This is a genomic window from Bradyrhizobium sacchari (assembly GCF_002068095.1).
Lineage (GTDB): Bacteria > Pseudomonadota > Alphaproteobacteria > Rhizobiales > Xanthobacteraceae > Bradyrhizobium > Bradyrhizobium sacchari.
In genome coordinates this window covers 80,552-97,424 of sequence record NZ_LWIG01000018.1, presented here as the reverse complement: position 1 = coordinate 97,424, position 16,873 = coordinate 80,552, and the positions used below count along the sequence as shown (strand labels likewise).

The window sequence follows — 16,873 nt, the reverse complement described above, 5'->3', positions numbered from 1 at the left end:
CTCCGCGGTGTGGCGTGCGATCGCCGCGCGCACGGCCGAGCCGCGCCGGCTGCGCCGCTTCGCGCTGCTCGATGACGCCATCGAGTGGGCCGAGGACCAGGTGATCTATCGCTTCGGCGGCTTCACCGACGTCAAGGAGAGCGCGCATCTCGGCGAACAGGCGCTGCTCTCCGAGCTCGACGCGGACGAGATCGCCGCGATCGTCAGGCTCTCGACCACGCGGCACTATGCGGCCGGTCAGCGCATCATCGCCGCCGGCGAGCCCGCCAATTCGCTGTTCTTTCTCCAGAGCGGCATGGTCAGTGTGAAGCTGCGCAGCGGCGTGCGGCTCGCGTCCCTTGGCCCCGGCATGGAGTTCGGCGAGATGGCGATCCTGGAGCAAAGCCGCAGCGCCGACGTTCTCGCCGATACGCCGGTCACCTGCCTCGAGCTGCCGCTCGACGGTTTTGCCGATTACCGCCGCCTGCACCCGGAAACGTCGCTGAAGATCATGCGCAATCTCGCCGCCATCCTGGCGCGGCGGCTGGTCGCGGCGAATGCGAAGGTCGATCTGCTCAGCGCGTACTGACGATGCCGGGATATTGTTGTTCGTTCCCCGGATGCGACGCAACGCGGCGCACTTGCGGCGTGGTGCGTTGCTGATCCGGGGTCCAGAATTCCTGGCGCTGGGTCCCGGCTCTGCGGTGCAGCGTTTCACGCTGCACCGCGTCCGGGACACGAGAGGGGGTGGGGGCCTCAGTTCGCTCCAGAAGCCGGGATCGGCTCCATGCCGCTTGCGATGATCGCGTCGCGTGCGGCGGGAGAAGCGAGGAAGTTGATCAAGGCGCGGCCTGCCTCGGGCTCCTTCGAGCCGGTCGCGATCCCGGCCGAGAAGATCGTGATCTTCTGCAATTCGTCCGGCAGAGGCCCGACGATGTCGATGCCCTTCACGGGCTTCAATTCGCTGATCTGCTGGAAGCCGAGCTCGGCCTCGCCGTGCGCGACGATCTCGCCGACCGGCGTTGCCGGAATCTTGCGTGCCTTGTCCTTCATGGCCTCAGTGATGCCGAGCTTGTCGAACATCTCGGTCGAGACGTAGACGCCGCTGGCGCTATCGGAATAGGCGATCGTCTTCGCTGCCAGCAGCGCGCGCTTGACCGCATCGACCGAGCTGATGTCCGGCTTCGGCGCACCCGATTTCACGGCGATCCCGATCGGCGATTTGGTGAGATCGACCTGGCTGCCGGCGACGACCTTGCCCTTGCCCGCGAGATCGTTGAGGGCGTAGCCCACCATGATCAGGACGTCGGCGGGCTCGCCGCGCTCGAGCCGCACGGGAATCGCGTTGGTGGTGGTCCCCATCGAGGGTCCATATTCCGTCAGCACCTTGTTGCCGGTAGCTTTCTCGAATTCCGGTACAAGCGCCTTGTAGGCAGCCGTCAATCCGCCCGAGATCATCACCCGGACCTCGGCGGCATCGGACGCGCCGGTGAGCCACAGGGTACCCAGAAGGCCAAGTGAAAGGCTCAGGGCAGCGCTGCGGATCGTTGCAGACATCGATTTCATTGTTGTTCTTCTCCCACTAGCCCCGCCCGCGATAGGGCGCGACGCCCTGCTCGGGCACCCACAGGCCTTTCGGCACGCGGCCGGTCTGCCAGAACACGTCGATCGGGATGCCCCCGCGCGGATACCAATAGCCTCCGATGCGGAGCCATTTCGGTTTGATCTCGCTCGCGATGCGCTTTCCGATCATCACGGTGCAATCCTCGTGGAAGGCGCCGTGGTTGCGGAAGCTCGCGATGTAGAGTTTCAGTGACTTCGACTCCAGGAGCCATGGACCGGGCGCGTAGTCGATCATCAGATGCGCGAAATCCGGTTGTCCCGTGACCGGGCAGAGCGAGGTGAATTCCGGCACCGTGAAGCGGACCAGATAGTCGGTGCCCTTTTGCGGGTTGGGTACGCGGTCGAGCTGGGCTTCTTCAGGTGTGTGCGGCCATTCGACCGCGCGGCCGAGCTGAAGGGATTTTTTCGCCATCATCGTAACATCCTTTGGAGCATGATCCGGAAAAGTGGGCACCGGTTTTCCGAAAGATCATGCTCAATCAAGAAACGGCTCGAGCGCGATAGGATCGCGCTCTAGAGGATGTCGGGATGGACGCAATCGTGGCCGCCGTCAACCCGAGGCGATCGTCTGGATCAGCACGATCCTGTCGTTGCCGGACTCGCAGCCCCACAGCTCGCCCGGCCTTCCGTCGAGCTGGCGGACATTGGCGTTGGCCTTGTCGCTGGCGAAGACGTCGAACTTCTCGGTGGCGGGATCGAAGCGCACGATGGCGTTCGCCGAAAAATCCGTCAGCCACACCTTGTCCTTGTCGTCGACATAGACCGCATAGGCGCGGGGACGCTCGCCGGGCAGCTTCCATGTTGTCCAGGATCCGTCGGCAGGATCGTGCACGGAGACGTGGCCACTGTTCCACTCGCTGACCCAGATCCGGCTTTTCGAATCCGACCAGACCCGGCGCGCGCCCTGGTTTGGTGTCGGCGGCTCGACCACATGTGCGCTGCCCGTCGCAAGGTCGATCCTGGCGATATAGCTGCCCGCGAGCGAGGCGTACCAGACATCGCCCGTGGGCGACACGGTGATGCCGTAGGGGCCGACGCCCTTGGGCGCCTTGAACACGTCCATCTCACCCGACTTCGGCTTCAGCCGGCCGTAATATCCGGACTGGCCGGTGAACCAATAGGTGCCGGCCTTGTCGAACACGCCGGTGTTGAGATTGGCGGAGGCGAACTTTTCCGGCAGGCGGAACAGCGTGACCTTGAGATCGCCGGGATCGACCCGCGCGATCGCGTTCTGACCGCCTTCGGTGATCCAGGGGGCGCCGTCGGGGCCGATCGTCACGCCGTGCGGGGCGGCGCCCTGGCCGAGGCTGACGGTCTTGAAACTGCCATCCCGGGGATCGAGCTTGCCGAGCAAGCCCTTGCCCTGGGCGGTGAACCAGACGGTGCCGTCGGGGGCGGGCGTGAGATCATGCAGGCCAATGCCGGCGCTGATCGGGAAATATTTCGTCCGGAACGGGGCCTCCTGCGCAAGGCTTGGGCGGGCGGCAAGAACGGCGACGCTCGAAGCAAGAAACTGGCGGCGATTCATGGCGTTACCCCGACTCCTTGGGATTGAGGATGGACGCACAGACCCGATCTTCTCAAGCTTAGTCTCAGCTGCTTCGAGCGTCAGCCGAAGCCGGGCGTCCAAGCGTTCACATTTGCTTGCAGCCCGTGTAAGACGCGGCACCGATCAGCCCTAACGAACGGAAGTGCACATCATGACCGCCATCATCGACATCATCGGCCGCGAAATTCTCGATAGCCGCGGCAATCCCACCGTCGAGGTCGACGTCGTGCTGGAAGATGGCGCGCTCGGCCGCGCTGCCGTGCCGTCCGGTGCCTCCACCGGCGCCCATGAGGCGGTGGAACTGCGCGACGGTGACAAGGCCCGCTATCTCGGCAAGGGCGTCACCAAGGCGGTCGGCGCCGTTAATGGCGAGATCTTCGAGGCCCTGAGCGGCCTCGATGTCGAGCAGCAGCCCCAGATCGACCAGATCATGATCGAGCTCGACGGCACGCCGAACAAGAGCCGGCTGGGCGCCAACGCCATCCTCGGCGTGTCGCTCGCCTGCGCCAAGGCCGCCGCGAACTCGCTCGACATGCCGCTCTACCGCTACGTCGGCGGCACCTCGGCGCGCCTGCTGCCGGTGCCGATGATGAACATCATCAATGGCGGCGTGCATGCCGACAACCCGATCGACTTCCAGGAATTCATGATCCTCCCGGTCGGCGCGTCGTCCTTCGCCGAGGGCCTGCGCTACGGCGCGGAGGTGTTCCATACGCTGAAGTCGGAGCTCAAGAAGGCCGGCCACAACACCAATGTCGGCGACGAGGGCGGCTTCGCCCCGAACCTGCCGTCGGCGGATGCTGCGCTCGACTTCGTCATGAACGCGATCGGCAAGGCCGGCTTCAAGGCGGGCAGCGACATCGTGCTCGGCCTCGACTGCGCCTCGACCGAGTTCTTCAAGGACGGCAAATACGTCTATGAAGGCGAGGGGAAGACCCGCTCGATCTCCGAGCAGGCCAAGTATCTCGGCGATCTGGTCTCGCGCTATCCGATCGTCACCATCGAGGACGGCATGTCGGAAGACGACATGGACGGCTGGAAGGAGCTCACCGACCTCATCGGCAAGAAGTGCCAGCTCGTCGGCGACGACCTGTTCGTCACCAACGTCAAGCGCCTCGCCGAAGGCATCAAGGCCGGCCGCGCCAACTCGATCCTGATCAAGGTCAACCAGATCGGCACGTTGACCGAGACGCTCGCCGCCGTCGAGATGGCACACAAGTCGGGCTACACCTCGGTGATGTCGCACCGCTCCGGCGAGACCGAGGATTCCACCATCGCCGATCTTGCGGTCGCCACCAATTGCGGTCAGATCAAGACCGGCTCCCTTGCGCGTTCCGATCGCACCGCCAAATACAACCAGCTCCTGCGCATCGAGCAGCAGCTCGGCAAGCAGGCGCTCTACGGCGGCAAGGCGGCACTGAAGGCGCTGGCATAAGCCAGCGCTACCCGCGCGAAAGCGTGAAAAACAGGGACAGGGGAGCATCGACATGAGCGACGGCAAGACCGGACTGCAACTGCGTTCGCTGATCAAGGCGAGCGGTGAGCTGGAAATCTCGCTGGTCGATGTGCCCACCCCCGAGCCCGCGGACGACGAGGTCGTCGTCCGCGTCGAGGCGGCGCCGATCAACCCGTCCGACCTCGGCCTGCTCATCGGCGCGGCCGACATGAGCACGGCCAAGGCCTCGGGCACGAAGCAGGCGCCGGTCATCACGGCAACTGTCCCGCAAGCTGCGATGCGCGCGATGGGGGCGCGGCTCGACCAGTCGCTGCCGGTCGGCAATGAAGGTGCCGGCGTCGTCGTCAAGACCGGCTCGTCGGACGCTGCGAAGGCGCTGATGGGCAAGACCGTCGCCATGATCGGCGGTGCCATGTATTCGCAGTACCGGACCATGAAGGTCAGGGATTGCCAACCGTTGCCCGAGGGCACAACAGCCGCGGAGGGCGCGTCCTGGTTCGTCAATCCGCTCACCGCGCTCGGCATGACCGAGACGATGCGGCGCGAGGGCCACAAGGCGCTGGTGCACACCGCGGCCGCCTCCAATCTCGGCCAGATGCTGAACAAGATCTGCATCGCCGACGGCATTCCGCTCGTCAACATCGTGCGCAGCAAGCAGCAGGCGGAGATCCTGAAGAAGATCGGCGCCAAATATGTTGTCGACTCGAGCGTGCCGAGCTTTTTCGACGATCTCACCAACGCCCTGGTCGAGACCGGCGCCACCATCGCCTTCGATGCCATCGGCGGCGGCAAGCTTGCCGGCGACATCCTCAATTGCATGGAAATCGCGATCAACAAAACCGCCAAGGAATACAGCCGCTACGGCTCCAGCGTGCACAAGCAGGTCTATATCTACGGCGCGCTCGATGTCCGTCCGATCGAGCTTCCGCGCGGCTTCGGCATGGCCTGGGGCGTCGGCGGATGGCTGCTGACCCCGTTCCTTCAGAAGATCGGTCCGGCCGATATCGGACGGCTGCGCCAGCGCGTGGTGAACGAACTGAAGACCACCTTCGCCAGCCACTACACCAAGGTGGTCTCGCTTTCCGAGGCACTCGATCCCGCCAACGTCGCGGCGTACGCCAAACGCGCCACCGGCGAAAAATTCCTGATCAATCCGAATAAGTCGTGATGCGCGACCGCTTCCAGGCCTGTTCGAACTCAGGCCTGAGCCGTGGGACGAATGACGATCTCGCCGACGTCCACGCTGTCCGGTTGCGCTATCGCGAAGGCCATCGCCTCCGCGATAGCGCTCGCCGGAATGGCCATCGCGTTCATGCTTGCCTGCCCTTGCTCCCGTAACGCGGCATCCGTCATGGAGGACGGCAGTTCGGTGTCGACATAACCGGGTGAGATGGTCGTCACCCGAAGCGACGGGCCGGCCTCCTGGCGAAGTCCTTCGGAAATCGCCCTGACGGCATTCTTCGACCCCGCATAGACGGCCATCGTCGGAATGATCTTGATGCCGGCGGTCGACAGGGTGTTGACGAAATGGCCGAAGCCCTGACGACGAAAGACGGGCAGGGCCGCGGCGATCCCGTAGAGCACGCCCTTCACATTCACGTCGATCATGTCGTCCCAGTCGTCGACCCTCAGATCGTCCAGGCGCGAAATCGGGGCAATCCCCGCATTGTTGATCAGCACGTCCAGCTTCCCGTACCGGTCCGTGGCAAGTCCGACGAGCCTGGCGACATCCTCGCGCTGCCTGACGTCCGTGACGAGGTACGACGCCTTTCCGCCCTTTGCCGCGATGCTCGCGGCCAGCATCTTCAGCCTGTCGGCGCGCCGCGCACCGAGGATCACGATGGCGCCACGTTCTGCGAGATGCCGGGCGGCGGCTTCGCCGATTCCGCTGCTGGCGCCCGTGATGGCGATGACCTTGCCTGCGATGCCCGTCATAGATGTTCCCAGCAATTCGTTGCGAGATGAACTTCGCATCGGAAGCGAGGATGATCTATGCTTTAAGTGCTCGAAAATCGTCGAGATCGTATCAAGCCTTGGACAAGCTCACAGATAAGCACAAGACCTCCGATCCGCTGTCCCAGGTCTTTTCGCTCCTGAACGTTCGCGCGGCGCGTTGCACGAGGTTCGAGGCGGGCGGCAATTGGTCGTATCGGTTCCCGGCCAAGCCCGCCCTCAAGTTCGGCGCGGTCATCCGAGGTGGTTGCTGGATCGATTTCGGCGGCGAAGCCCATCATCGGCTGGTCGCTGGCGACTGCTTTCTTCTCGCCAATGCACCGGCCTATGTTCTGGCCAACGACGGGCGCCTTCTTCCCGAAGACGGTATCGCGTCATTCGATTGGGCGCAGTCGGATGTCGCGCGTCACGCAGGCAGCGATACCGTTTTGCTTGCCGGCAGTTTCGGTTTCGAAGCGTCGGACGCCGGATTGCTGCTCGATGCGCTCCCTCGCTTTCTGCTCATACCGTCGCGCAGTCCGTCGGCACCCATCATTCATTCCACGCTCGGGATTCTCGACCTTGAAATCAGGGGGACGGGAATCGGAGCGGCCGTACTTACCGACCGGCTTGCCGACGTCCTGCTTATCCAGGTGCTCCGCGCGGCGCTGGATCAGAATGCCGGCGAGGGTTTGGGATGGATCAACGCGCTGGTCGATGCCAGGATCGGCAAGGCGATCAGGCTGATGCACGAAGATGCCGCTCACCCCTGGACCCTGGACGCGTTGTCCGGAGCGATCGCCATGTCGCGATCTGCGTTTTCGAAACGGTTCAAGTCGCTGGTGGGGCTGGCGCCGCTCGACTACCTGCTTCGATGGCGAATGCGGATTGCACGCGATCTACTTCGACGTGGAGCGTCCGTTGCGGCAACGGCCGCGCAGCTTGGATACTCGTCGGAGAGCGCTTTCGGACATGCCTTCAAGCGAGTCTACGGCCATGCACCGAAGCGATACTGGCGCGGACAGGCCGAGGGCGAAAAATTCCCCAACGAACCAAATAAATTATCGTGATGCGCGACGGCGCATCTCCGAAAGAAGGACTTGCCTTCTGAGCGAAGCGGGGGATTATTCCCGCCGCCGTTGAAAGCGGAAAAACCGCAAAGGCGCTCAGAAGGGGACTTCTTCATGACCGATCTTAATCGTCGTCATCTGCTCGCAGGCGTCGCCGCCCTCGGCGCGGCTGCCGTCACAGGACTTCGCCCGACCACTGCAAATGCCTCCGTGCCGCCAGCCGGGACGCAGGCGCCGGGCTTCTATCGCTACAAGGTCGGCAGCTACGAGTGCACCTCGATCAACGACGGCGCACGCACCTTCCCGATGCCCGACAAGTTCGTCGTCAACGTTCCGAAGGAAGAAGCCGCGGCCGCCGGCGAAGCCGCCTACATGCCCAAGGGCATGGTCACGGTGCCGTTCAATCCGCAGCTCATCAACACCGGCTCCAAGCTCGTGCTGATCGACACCGGCAACGGCGTCGCCAACCTCGAGCCGAGCAAGGGCGCGGTCGGCCGCACGCTACAAAACCTCGCAGCCGCCGGCGTCGATCCCAAGAGCATCGACGTGGTGCTGCTGTCGCATCTGCATCCTGACCACACCAACGGCATCCGTCTCGCCGATGGCGCGCTGGCCTTCCCGAATTCGGAGATCATGGTGCCGGGCAAGGACTGGGAGTTCTGGACCAGTGAGGACAACGCCGCCAAGGCCGAGTCCAACCCGATGATGAAGAACTACTTCGCCAACGTGAAGAAGACTTTTGCCGGTCTCGAATCCAAGGTGACGAAGTACGAGTGGGGCAAGGAAGTCGCGCCGGGCATCACCTCGATCGCGACGCCGGGCCATACGCCGGGTCACACATCGTTCGCGGTCGCCTCGGGCGATGCGAAAGTCTTGATCCAGTCCGACGTCACCAACATTCCGGAGTTCTTCCTGCGCAATCCGGACTGGCACGTGATGTTCGACAACGATGCCGCAATGGCGCAGGCGACGCGCCACAAGTTCTACGACATGGCGGCGGCGGAGAAGGCCACCGTGATCGGCTTCCACTTCGCCTTTCCCTCGGTCGGCCACGTCGAGAAGGACGGCGCCAAGTACCGCCTGATTCCGTCGGCCTGGAATCCGACGATCTGATCGCGGTTGCAGCTCTGCGCGACCGTCAGGTCGCCGCTGTGCGGCCTGACGGTTTTGGGCCACTGTCTGCTTTCGTGAAACGCAGCGTTTCCAAATCGAACCGGTTCATGCACTTGCATCCATCGATCCGGATCGCTTAAGTGCCGCCCGGCACTTCCCCTCAAGGTTTCAAGGACACCCCATGGCCTACAATATCGTCGTAATCGCCGGCAGCCTGCGCAAGGACAGCTTTTCGCTGAAGATCGCCAATGCGCTTGCCAAGCTCGCGCCTGATACGCTCAAGCTCGAAGTCATCACGCCGGCGGGCATCTCCTTCTTCAACCAGGATCTCGAGGGCGCGCCGCCGGCGGACTGGCTGGCCTTCCGTGACAAGCTTCAGAAGTCCGACGGCGTCATCTTCGTCACCCCCGAATACAACCGCGCCATTCCGGGCGTCCTGAAGAACGCCATCGACGTCGCCTCGCGGCCCTATGGCAAGAGCTCGTTCAACGGCAAGCCGGTCGGCATCGTCTCGAACTCGCCGGGACCGCTCGGGGGCGTCAGCGCCGCCAAGACGCTGCAGAACATCCTGCCGGGCATCGCCGGCCCGATTATGCAGCAGCCCGAGATCTATCTGAACGCCGTCGGCGACGCCTTCGATGCGGAGGGGAACCTCACCAAGGACTCGCTGAAGAGTGTGCTGCAGGCCTACATCGATGCCTTCGCCGCCCACGTAGCGAAGCATCACGGCTGAGGCTGGATACCGCGCGGCCGCACTGCAAGTCCTCATCCTGAGGAGGCGCGTCAGCGCCGTTGCCAAGGATGGCCGCGGGGGACACCGGGGCCTTCGTGGTTCGAGACGGCCGCTATGCGGCCTCCTCACCATGAGGGTCGAGCGTTACGGGCAGCGGATGGCTTTGCGTTAGCGCTCCCTTAACCAAGCTGCCCCATCTTCCCGAGATGGTCTCCCGCGCACGCCTGAAATCGATCCTGACCGGTCTTGCCCTTTATGCGATGGCGGCGGCCATCGTCGGCTATTTCGGCGTCAACGCCTATACCGGCAAATATGGCCTCAACGCCCGTCAGGAACTCGACCAGGAGATCATCGCGCTGACGAGCGAGCTGGCGCAGCTCAAGCGCGAGCGGGCCAGGAACGAGCAGCGCGTCTCGCTGTTGCGCACATCGAGGATCGATCCCGACATGCTGGACGAGCGGGCCCGGTTCCAGCTCGACTACGTCAATCCACATGATCTGGTTCGGATGATCCCGCAGAACTAGCGCTTTCGCACGTTTCGAAACCGGCGTCGAAAGCCGGGGCTGACTGGACAGCTTGCTTCTCATCACACCAAGGTCGCAAGGCCGCAGTCGGTTTGCCGCCTTGACGGAGCGGAGCCGGCAGGGGATGGCTTGTGCGGGCGCCCGGTCTCCAGGATTGACGGAGATCAACAAGGCCCCGCCGGCACGTCTTAAGAATGCCACCCGGAGGAAACGGTGATGAATGGGCAAGCCCCCCAGCATCACGCGGCCCGTGTCGAGGCCGCCATCGCATCAGGCCAGGCGGCTCGTTCCGCACTCGTGGCCTCCTGGCGCCGTTCCTCCCGACTGCATCATCTCGACCCCTCCGGCCGCGGCTTGCCGCAGCGCCTGACGGAGGCGGAACTGCGCACGGCGCGCGAGCGCATCGCGCCGCTGCTGGCCGCCGCGCAAGGCGCCATGGACCGGCTCTATCAGGCGGTGGGCGCGGCCGGCTGCTGCGTGCTGCTCGCCGATGGCGAGGGGGTGCCGGTCGACCGTCGCGGCACGCCCGCGGACGATGCGACCTTCCAATCCTGGGGCCTGTGGACCGGCGCGCTCTGGAGCGAGGAGCACGAGGGCACCAACGGCATCGGCACCTGCGTCGTCGAGCAGCGGCCGCTGACGATCGACCGCGACCAGCACTTCTTCACCCGCAACACGCTTCTGAGCTGCACCGCGGTTCCCATCTACGACCACGAGGCGGCCTTTGCCGGTGTGCTCGACGTCTCCTCCTGCCGCGCCGATCGCACCGATGCGTTTTCCAGCTTGATCGCACTGGCGGCGGCCGAGGCGGCCAAACGCATCGAGGCCGACATGTTTCGCCGCGCCTTCGCCCATGCCCGCATCGTGCTGACGCCGGCCACGGACGGCCAGTGCGGCGGTCTCGTCGCCGTCGACGCCGACGATCTCGTGATCGGCGCGACCCGCTCCGCCCGGGTGGGGCTTGGCATTGGACTTGGGATCGCGCCCGGCCGCCCGTTGCGGCCCGTGCCCGCGGCCGATCTGCTCGGCGGCGATGCCGCGCGCGACCACCTCGCCGGCGGTCAGCGCGCGGTGTTGCAGCGGGCGCTGCTCCGCGCGGGCGGCAATGTCTCGGCCGCCGCCAAGGCCCTCGGCGTCAGCCGCGCCACCCTGCATCGGAAGCTCAAGCGGTTCGAACTGAACCACTGAGCACGTTCTCCCTCAACCGTCATTGCGAGCGTAGCGAAGCAATCCAGAATCCCTCCGCGGGCGCAGTCTGGATTGCTTCGCTGCGCTCGCAATGGCGCGGTGGAGGCAGCGAGCACCCTCATCTCGCACGTGCCTCGCCCGCGACTGTCGCAGAACTGCGACAGGTCCGCGCCGCCATCGCTTCCGGCCGGGCTGACAGAAAACACCTCCCGCATCATCGTCTGCGCAAGTCGCGAACACGCGACGAATAGCGCAAACAGCAACATCGGGAGTGATCAATGAACAAGGTGGAATTCCTCGGCGTCACCCAGCATCCCTTCTCCGAGCGGTACGACAATTTCATCGGCGGCAAATTCGTCGCGCCGAAATCCGGCAAGTATTTCGATAATGCCTCGCCGGTGAACGGCCAGGTCGTCTGCAAGATCGCGCGCTCCGACGCGCAGGACGTCGAGGCCGCCCTCGACGCGGCGCATGCCGCCAAGGACGCCTGGGGCCGTACCAGCGTCGCCGAGCGCGCCGCGGTCCTGAACCGGATCGCCGACCGCATGGAGGAAAATCTCGAACGTCTCGCGGTTGCCGAGACCTGGGACAACGGCAAGCCGATCCGCGAGACCCGCGCCGCCGACCTGCCGCTCGCCATCGACCACTTCCGCTATTTCGCCGGCGTCGTGCGCGCCCAGGAAGGATCGATCGGCGAGATCGACCACGACACCATCGCCTATCATTTCCACGAGCCGCTCGGCGTGGTCGGCCAGATCATCCCGTGGAACTTCCCGCTGCTGATGGCCTGCTGGAAGCTCGCACCGGCGCTGGCCGCCGGCAATTGCGTGGTGCTCAAGCCCGCCGAGCAGACCCCGGCCTCGATCATGGTCTGGGCCGAGATCGTCGCCGATATTCTGCCGCCCGGCGTCCTCAATATCGTCAACGGTTTTGGCCTCGAGGCCGGCAAGCCGCTCGCCTCCAGCCCGCGCATTGCCAAGATCGCCTTCACCGGCGAGACCTCGACGGGCCGCCTGATCATGCAGTATGCCAGCCAGAACTTGATCCCGGTCACGCTGGAGCTCGGCGGCAAGTCGCCGAACATCTTCTTCAAGGACGTCACCGCCGAGGACGACGACTTCTTCGACAAGGCGATCGAGGGTTTTGTGATGTTCGCGCTGAACCAGGGCGAGGTCTGCACCTGTCCGAGCCGGGCGTTGGTTCATGCCGACATCTACGACCGCTTCATGGAGCGGGCGCTGAAGCGCGTCGCCGCGATCAAGCAGGGCGACCCGCGCGTGGCCGACACCATGATCGGCGCGCAGGCCTCGAGCGAGCAGCTCGCGAAGATCCTCTCCTATATCGACATCGGCAAGCAGGAGGGGGCCAAGGTGCTGGCAGGCGGCGGTCGCGCCGAGCTCGACGGCGACCTCGCCAAGGGCTTCTATGTCCAGCCCACGGTGTTCGAGGGCCACAACAAGATGCGCATCTTCCAGGAGGAGATCTTCGGCCCGGTCGTCTCGGTCACGACCTTCAAGACCGATGACGAGGCGCTCGCGATCGCCAATGACACGCTCTATGGCCTCGGGGCCGGCGTCTGGAGCCGCGATGCCAATCGCTGCTACCGCTTCGGCCGGGCGATCCAGGCCGGCCGGGTCTGGACCAACTGCTACCATGCCTATCCCGCGCATGCGGCGTTCGGCGGCTACAAGCAGTCGGGCGTCGGTCGCGAGACCCACAAGATGATGCTTGATCACTACCAGCAGACCAAGAATCTCCTGGTCAGCTACAGCCCGAAGAAGCTCGGCTTCTTCTGATCGGCGGAGAGGGCGGCGCCGTTTCGGCGTCGCCCGTTCCAAATGTCGGGACTTGGTTGACCCGGCGTTTCTTGAAGCGGCCACGAATCTGCGCGCGCTGTCCCCGGCAGAGATTTGTTGCCCGATCGGCGCCAAAGATTTTCCAATATTTCGGTCACGTTGCAGTGCGGCATAATGAAAGTCGTGCCATGTCGCCGCGGTGCTTTCCAAGGGCGTTTGACTTGGGTTAGAGAGGACGAAAGTTTTCTCTGACCCGGAATTCCCATGGCCGCACCCAAGAAAGCCGCCGCAGGCGCTGCACAGGACAAGACCGACGGCGCATCGCCCCCGGAATTCACCAGGGAGCAGGAGCTCAAGGCGCTCCGCGAGATGCTCCTGATCCGGCGGTTCGAGGAAAAGGCCGGCCAGCTCTACGGCATGGGCGCCATCGGCGGCTTCTGCCATCTCTATATTGGCCAGGAGGCCGTGGTGGTCGGCATGCAGATGGCCCTCAAGGAGGGCGATCAGGTCATCACCGGCTATCGCGATCACGGCCACATGCTTGCCACTGGCATGGATGCCAACGGCGTCATGGCCGAGCTCACGGGCCGCCGCGGCGGTTACTCCAAGGGCAAGGGCGGCTCCATGCACATGTTCAGCAAGGAGAAGCACTTCTACGGCGGTCACGGCATCGTCGGCGCCCAGGTCTCGCTCGGCACGGGCCTCGCCTTCGCCAATCACTATCGCGGCAACGGCAATGTCAGCGTCACCTATTTCGGCGACGGCGCGGCCAACCAGGGCCAGGTCTATGAGAGCTTCAACATGGCGGAGCTCTGGAAGCTGCCGGTGATCTACGTCATCGAGAACAACCGCTACGCCATGGGCACCGCGGTGTCGCGCGCCTCGGCGCAACAGGATTTCTCCAAGCGCGGCGTGTCCTTCAACATCCCCGGCAAGCAGGTCGACGGCATGGACGTGCGCGCCGTCAAGGCAGCGGGCGAGGAGGCGGCGGCCTGGTGCCGCGCCGGCAAGGGTCCCTTCATCCTTGAGATGCAGACCTATCGCTATCGCGGCCATTCGATGTCCGACCCTGCAAAATATCGCACGCGCGAGGAGGTCGAGAAGGTCCGCCACGACCAGGATCCGATCGAGCAGGTGCGCAATCGCCTGCTGGCGGCCAAGGTCAGCGAGGCCGACCTCAAGGCGATCGACGCCGAGGTGCGCGACATCGTCAATGCCTCCGCCGACTTTGCCCAGCATGATCCCGAGCCGGATGCCGCCGAGCTCTGGACCGACGTTTACCGCTGAACGCGCGCAAGCTTTCTTTTGGAGTCGATATGCCAATTCAAGTGCTGATGCCCGCGTTGTCACCCACGATGGAGAAGGGCAACCTCGCCAAGTGGCTGAAAAAAGAGGGCGAGACGATCAAGTCTGGCGACGTCATCGCCGAGATCGAGACCGACAAGGCGACCATGGAGGTCGAAGCGACCGACGAGGGCACGCTCGGCAAGATCCTGATTCCCGAGGGCACCGCCGACGTTGCGGTGAACACGCCGATCGCGACCATTCTGGCCGACGGCGAGAGCGCGGCCGATCTGGCCAAGGCGCCTGCACCAGCCGCGAAGGCTGCGGAGTCCGCGCCGCCTGCCGCGGCAAAAGCCGAAGCGCCCGCGCCCAAGGCTGCGCCTGCGCCGCAAGCCGTCGCCGAGCCCGATCCCGAGGTGCCCGCCGGCACCGAGATGGTGACGCAGACCATCCGCGAAGCCCTGCGCGACGCCATGGCCGAAGAGATGCGCCGCGACGCCGATGTCTTCGTGATGGGCGAAGAAGTCGCTGAATATCAGGGCGCCTACAAGGTCACCCAGGGCCTGCTCCAGGAATTTGGCGCCAAGCGCGTCATCGACACCCCGATCACCGAGCACGGCTTTGCCGGCGTCGGTGTCGGCGCCGCCATGACCGGCCTGAAGCCGATCGTCGAGTTCATGACCTTCAACTTCGCCATGCAGGCGATCGACCAGATCATCAACTCCGCGGCCAAGACACTCTACATGTCCGGCGGACAGATGGGCTGCTCGATCGTGTTCCGCGGACCGAACGGTGCGGCTGCGCGCGTCGCCGCCCAGCACAGCCAGGACTATTCGGCCTGGTATTCGAACATCCCGGGCCTCAAGGTCGTCGCGCCGTTCTCGGCCGCCGACTACAAGGGCCTGCTCAAGGCCGCGATCCGCGATCCCAATCCGGTGATCTTCCTCGAGAACGAGGTGCTCTACGGCCACACCGGCGAAGTGCCGAAGCTCGACGATTTCATCGTCCCGATCGGCAAGGCGCGCATCGTGCGCTCCGGCAGCCACGTCACCATCATCTCCTGGTCGAACGGCATGACCTATGCGCTGAAGGCCGCCGACGAGCTCGCCAAGGAGGGCATCGAGGCCGAGGTGATCGACCTGCGCACGCTGCGCCCGATGGACACCGAGACCATCATCAACTCCGTGAAGAAGACCGGCCGTGCCGTCACGGTGGAAGAGGGCTGGGCCCAGAGCGGCGTCGGCGCCGAGATCGCCGCGCGCATCATGGAGAACGCGTTCGACTATCTGGACGCGCCGGTCGCGCGCGTCTCCGGCAAGGACGTGCCGATGCCCTATGCCGCCAACCTGGAGAAGCTCGCGCTGCCCTCGGCGGCGGAAGTCGTCGAGGCCGCCAAAGCCGTCTGCTACAGGTAGACCATGGCGGGCCCCAAGGAGCAGCCACTGCCGCCCGACGTCATGACCCGCGATGACGCGGTCGAGATCCTGCGCGTGTTCGTGCTGGATGGCGGGCTGTCGATGGCGTTCCAGCGCGCTTTCGAGGAGCCCGACATGTGGGGCCTGCTGCTGGTCGATCTCGCCCGCCACGCTGCGCGCGCCTATGCGCGCGAGAGCGAATATACCGAGGAGGACGCGCTGAACCGGATCCTCGACATGTTCCAGGCCGAGATCGAGCGTCCCACTGACACCGGCACCACGACGCCGCGCGGGAAGGGACACTGACGGTGGCGATCGAATCCTATCATTTCGACTTCATGCTGGAGGCGATCCGCGAGGCGGAAGCCTCGATCGCGCAGGGCGGCCTGCCGATCGGCGCGGTGCTGACGCGCGACAACAAGATCATCGCCCGCGGCCACAACAACCGCGTGCAGGAGAACAACGTGATCCTGCACGGCGAGATGAGCTGCCTGCGCGAGGCCGGGGCGATCACGTTCCATGACACCGTCATGTACACCACGCTTTCGCCTTGTTCGATGTGCGCCGGTGCGCTCGCGCTGTTCAAGGTCAAGCTGGTGGTGATCGGGGAGTCCGTCACTTTCCCGGGCTCCAAGGACATCCTCGACAAGTTCGGCATCCCCTGGATCGATCTTGCCGACGACCGTTCCATCACCATGATGAAGAATTGGCGTTCCATCCCTGCCAATGAGCGCCTCTGGCAGGGCGACATCGGCAACTAAACCTGGTCTGTGCGTCTCCGCTGTCGGAGACGACGTTTTGCAAAGTTCTTCTTGAGGTCAGCATGCCCATCAACATCCTGATGCCCGCTCTCTCGCCGACGATGGAGAAGGGCAACCTCGCCAAGTGGCTGAAGAAGGAAGGCGACAAGGTCAAATCCGGCGACGTGATCGCCGAGATCGAGACCGACAAGGCGACCATGGAGGTCGAGGCCATCGACGAGGGCACGATCGCCAAGATCCTCGTGCCCGAGGGCACCCAGGACGTCCCGGTCAACGACGTGATCGCGGTGCTCGCCGGCGAGGGCGAGGACGTGAAGGCTGCAGGTAGCGCCAAGCCCAGCGCGTCGGCCGCGCCGCCGAAGGCCACGGAGGCTGCTGCTCCGGCTCCAGCGCCGGCGCCGGCCGCACCCAAGGCTGCTCCGCCTGCCGCGGCTCCTGCGCCGCAGGCTG

Annotated in this window: 18 protein-coding genes; 14 read left to right on the top strand and 4 right to left on the bottom strand. The window is 64.7% G+C overall.

All coding sequences use genetic code 11. The features are described from left to right. Positions 1 to 568 (top strand): cyclic nucleotide-binding domain-containing protein (locus A5906_RS44820; RefSeq protein ID WP_245326856.1); only part of this gene is annotated, 568 nt, incomplete at its 5' end. Between the two features lie 167 nt (positions 569 to 735). Here the strand turns inward: A5906_RS44820 and A5906_RS22660 are convergent. From A5906_RS22660 to A5906_RS22650, 3 genes are all read right to left on the bottom strand, one after another. Continuing rightward, positions 736 to 1,545: a substrate-binding domain-containing protein gene (locus A5906_RS22660; protein WP_080137521.1), complete on the bottom strand. Its 810-nt coding sequence runs from the start codon at positions 1,543 to 1,545 to the stop codon at positions 736 to 738. 16 nt (positions 1,546 to 1,561) lie between these two features. Next, entirely contained in the window at positions 1,562 to 2,014 is a 453-nt protein-coding gene (gene queF, locus A5906_RS22655; protein ID WP_038967228.1) for a preQ(1) synthase, read from the bottom strand. A gap of 138 nt (positions 2,015 to 2,152) precedes the next feature. Continuing rightward, positions 2,153 to 3,130 carry a Vgb family protein gene (locus A5906_RS22650; protein ID WP_080137520.1) on the bottom strand — a complete coding sequence of 326 codons (978 nt, stop codon included), beginning with the start codon at positions 3,128 to 3,130 and terminating at the stop codon, positions 2,153 to 2,155. A 172-nt stretch (positions 3,131 to 3,302) separates the two neighbouring features. Here A5906_RS22650 and eno point away from each other — a divergent pair, with 172 nt between their 5' ends. After that, positions 3,303 to 4,586 (top strand): phosphopyruvate hydratase, encoded by a 1,284-nt coding sequence (gene eno / locus A5906_RS22645; RefSeq protein ID WP_080137519.1) that lies wholly within the window; start codon positions 3,303 to 3,305, stop codon positions 4,584 to 4,586. Between the two features lie 52 nt (positions 4,587 to 4,638). Continuing rightward, positions 4,639 to 5,775, top strand: a complete 1,137-nt coding sequence (locus A5906_RS22640; protein WP_080137518.1) for a zinc-binding dehydrogenase — start codon at positions 4,639 to 4,641, stop codon at positions 5,773 to 5,775. Positions 5,776 to 5,804: 29 nt separating this feature from the next. Here A5906_RS22640 and A5906_RS22635 read toward each other — a convergent pair whose 3' ends face one another. After that, positions 5,805 to 6,542, bottom strand: coding sequence for an SDR family oxidoreductase (locus A5906_RS22635; protein WP_080137517.1), 738 nt, complete (start codon positions 6,540 to 6,542; stop codon positions 5,805 to 5,807). A gap of 50 nt (positions 6,543 to 6,592) precedes the next feature. Between A5906_RS22635 and A5906_RS22630 the strand changes: the two genes are divergently transcribed. The 11 genes from A5906_RS22630 to A5906_RS44815 all read left to right on the top strand — a co-directional run. Then, entirely contained in the window at positions 6,593 to 7,609 is a 1,017-nt protein-coding gene (locus A5906_RS22630) for an AraC family transcriptional regulator (protein ID WP_245326855.1), read from the top strand. 114 nt (positions 7,610 to 7,723) lie between these two features. Then, entirely contained in the window at positions 7,724 to 8,722 is a 999-nt protein-coding gene (locus A5906_RS22625) for an MBL fold metallo-hydrolase (RefSeq protein ID WP_080137515.1), read from the top strand. 181 nt (positions 8,723 to 8,903) lie between these two features. Further along, entirely contained in the window at positions 8,904 to 9,455 is a 552-nt protein-coding gene (locus A5906_RS22620; RefSeq protein ID WP_080137514.1) for an NADPH-dependent FMN reductase, read from the top strand. A gap of 206 nt (positions 9,456 to 9,661) precedes the next feature. Then, complete coding sequence (locus A5906_RS22615; RefSeq protein WP_080137513.1) at positions 9,662 to 9,979, top strand: FtsB family cell division protein; 318 nt, start codon at positions 9,662 to 9,664, stop codon at positions 9,977 to 9,979. A 216-nt stretch (positions 9,980 to 10,195) separates the two neighbouring features. Further along, positions 10,196 to 11,167, top strand: coding sequence for a helix-turn-helix domain-containing protein (locus A5906_RS22610; RefSeq protein WP_080137512.1), 972 nt, complete (start codon positions 10,196 to 10,198; stop codon positions 11,165 to 11,167). A 278-nt stretch (positions 11,168 to 11,445) separates the two neighbouring features. Further along, positions 11,446 to 12,963, top strand: coding sequence for an aldehyde dehydrogenase (adh, locus tag A5906_RS22605; RefSeq protein ID WP_080137511.1), 1,518 nt, complete (start codon positions 11,446 to 11,448; stop codon positions 12,961 to 12,963). Between the two features lie 264 nt (positions 12,964 to 13,227). Further along, on the top strand, positions 13,228 to 14,250 hold the full coding sequence (pdhA, locus tag A5906_RS22600; protein WP_080137510.1) for a pyruvate dehydrogenase (acetyl-transferring) E1 component subunit alpha: 1,023 nt from the start codon (positions 13,228 to 13,230) through the stop codon (positions 14,248 to 14,250). A 29-nt stretch (positions 14,251 to 14,279) separates the two neighbouring features. After that, positions 14,280 to 15,662, top strand: a complete 1,383-nt coding sequence (locus A5906_RS22595; protein WP_080137509.1) for a pyruvate dehydrogenase complex E1 component subunit beta — start codon at positions 14,280 to 14,282, stop codon at positions 15,660 to 15,662. A gap of 3 nt (positions 15,663 to 15,665) precedes the next feature. After that, positions 15,666 to 15,968, top strand: a complete 303-nt coding sequence (locus A5906_RS22590; protein WP_008547332.1) for a DUF5076 domain-containing protein — start codon at positions 15,666 to 15,668, stop codon at positions 15,966 to 15,968. A gap of 2 nt (positions 15,969 to 15,970) precedes the next feature. Further along, entirely contained in the window at positions 15,971 to 16,423 is a 453-nt protein-coding gene (locus A5906_RS22585) for a nucleoside deaminase (RefSeq protein WP_080137508.1), read from the top strand. Positions 16,424 to 16,485: 62 nt separating this feature from the next. Further along, the coding region (locus A5906_RS44815) for a biotin/lipoyl-containing protein (protein ID WP_430642411.1) at positions 16,486 to 16,873 on the top strand (388 nt) is incomplete at its 3' end.

What these genes read in the sequence shown, in the direction of transcription:
- A5906_RS22660 (WP_080137521.1), bottom strand. Translation starts at nt 1,545, where the DNA reads ATGAAATCGATGTCTGCAACGATCCGCAGCGCTGCCCTGAGCCTTTCA.
- queF (WP_038967228.1), bottom strand. Translation starts at nt 2,014, where the DNA reads ATGGCGAAAAAATCCCTTCAGCTCGGCCGCGCGGTCGAATGGCCGCAC.
- A5906_RS22650 (WP_080137520.1), bottom strand. Translation starts at nt 3,130, where the DNA reads ATGAATCGCCGCCAGTTTCTTGCTTCGAGCGTCGCCGTTCTTGCCGCC.
- eno (WP_080137519.1), top strand. Translation starts at nt 3,303, where the DNA reads ATGACCGCCATCATCGACATCATCGGCCGCGAAATTCTCGATAGCCGC.
- A5906_RS22640 (WP_080137518.1), top strand. Translation starts at nt 4,639, where the DNA reads ATGAGCGACGGCAAGACCGGACTGCAACTGCGTTCGCTGATCAAGGCG.
- A5906_RS22635 (WP_080137517.1), bottom strand. Translation starts at nt 6,542, where the DNA reads ATGACGGGCATCGCAGGCAAGGTCATCGCCATCACGGGCGCCAGCAGC.
- A5906_RS22630 (WP_245326855.1), top strand. Translation starts at nt 6,593, where the DNA reads ATGATCTATGCTTTAAGTGCTCGAAAATCGTCGAGATCGTATCAAGCC.
- A5906_RS22625 (WP_080137515.1), top strand. Translation starts at nt 7,724, where the DNA reads ATGACCGATCTTAATCGTCGTCATCTGCTCGCAGGCGTCGCCGCCCTC.
- A5906_RS22620 (WP_080137514.1), top strand. Translation starts at nt 8,904, where the DNA reads ATGGCCTACAATATCGTCGTAATCGCCGGCAGCCTGCGCAAGGACAGC.
- A5906_RS22615 (WP_080137513.1), top strand. Translation starts at nt 9,662, where the DNA reads ATGGTCTCCCGCGCACGCCTGAAATCGATCCTGACCGGTCTTGCCCTT.
- A5906_RS22610 (WP_080137512.1), top strand. Translation starts at nt 10,196, where the DNA reads ATGAATGGGCAAGCCCCCCAGCATCACGCGGCCCGTGTCGAGGCCGCC.
- adh (WP_080137511.1), top strand. Translation starts at nt 11,446, where the DNA reads ATGAACAAGGTGGAATTCCTCGGCGTCACCCAGCATCCCTTCTCCGAG.
- pdhA (WP_080137510.1), top strand. Translation starts at nt 13,228, where the DNA reads ATGGCCGCACCCAAGAAAGCCGCCGCAGGCGCTGCACAGGACAAGACC.
- A5906_RS22595 (WP_080137509.1), top strand. Translation starts at nt 14,280, where the DNA reads ATGCCAATTCAAGTGCTGATGCCCGCGTTGTCACCCACGATGGAGAAG.
- A5906_RS22590 (WP_008547332.1), top strand. Translation starts at nt 15,666, where the DNA reads ATGGCGGGCCCCAAGGAGCAGCCACTGCCGCCCGACGTCATGACCCGC.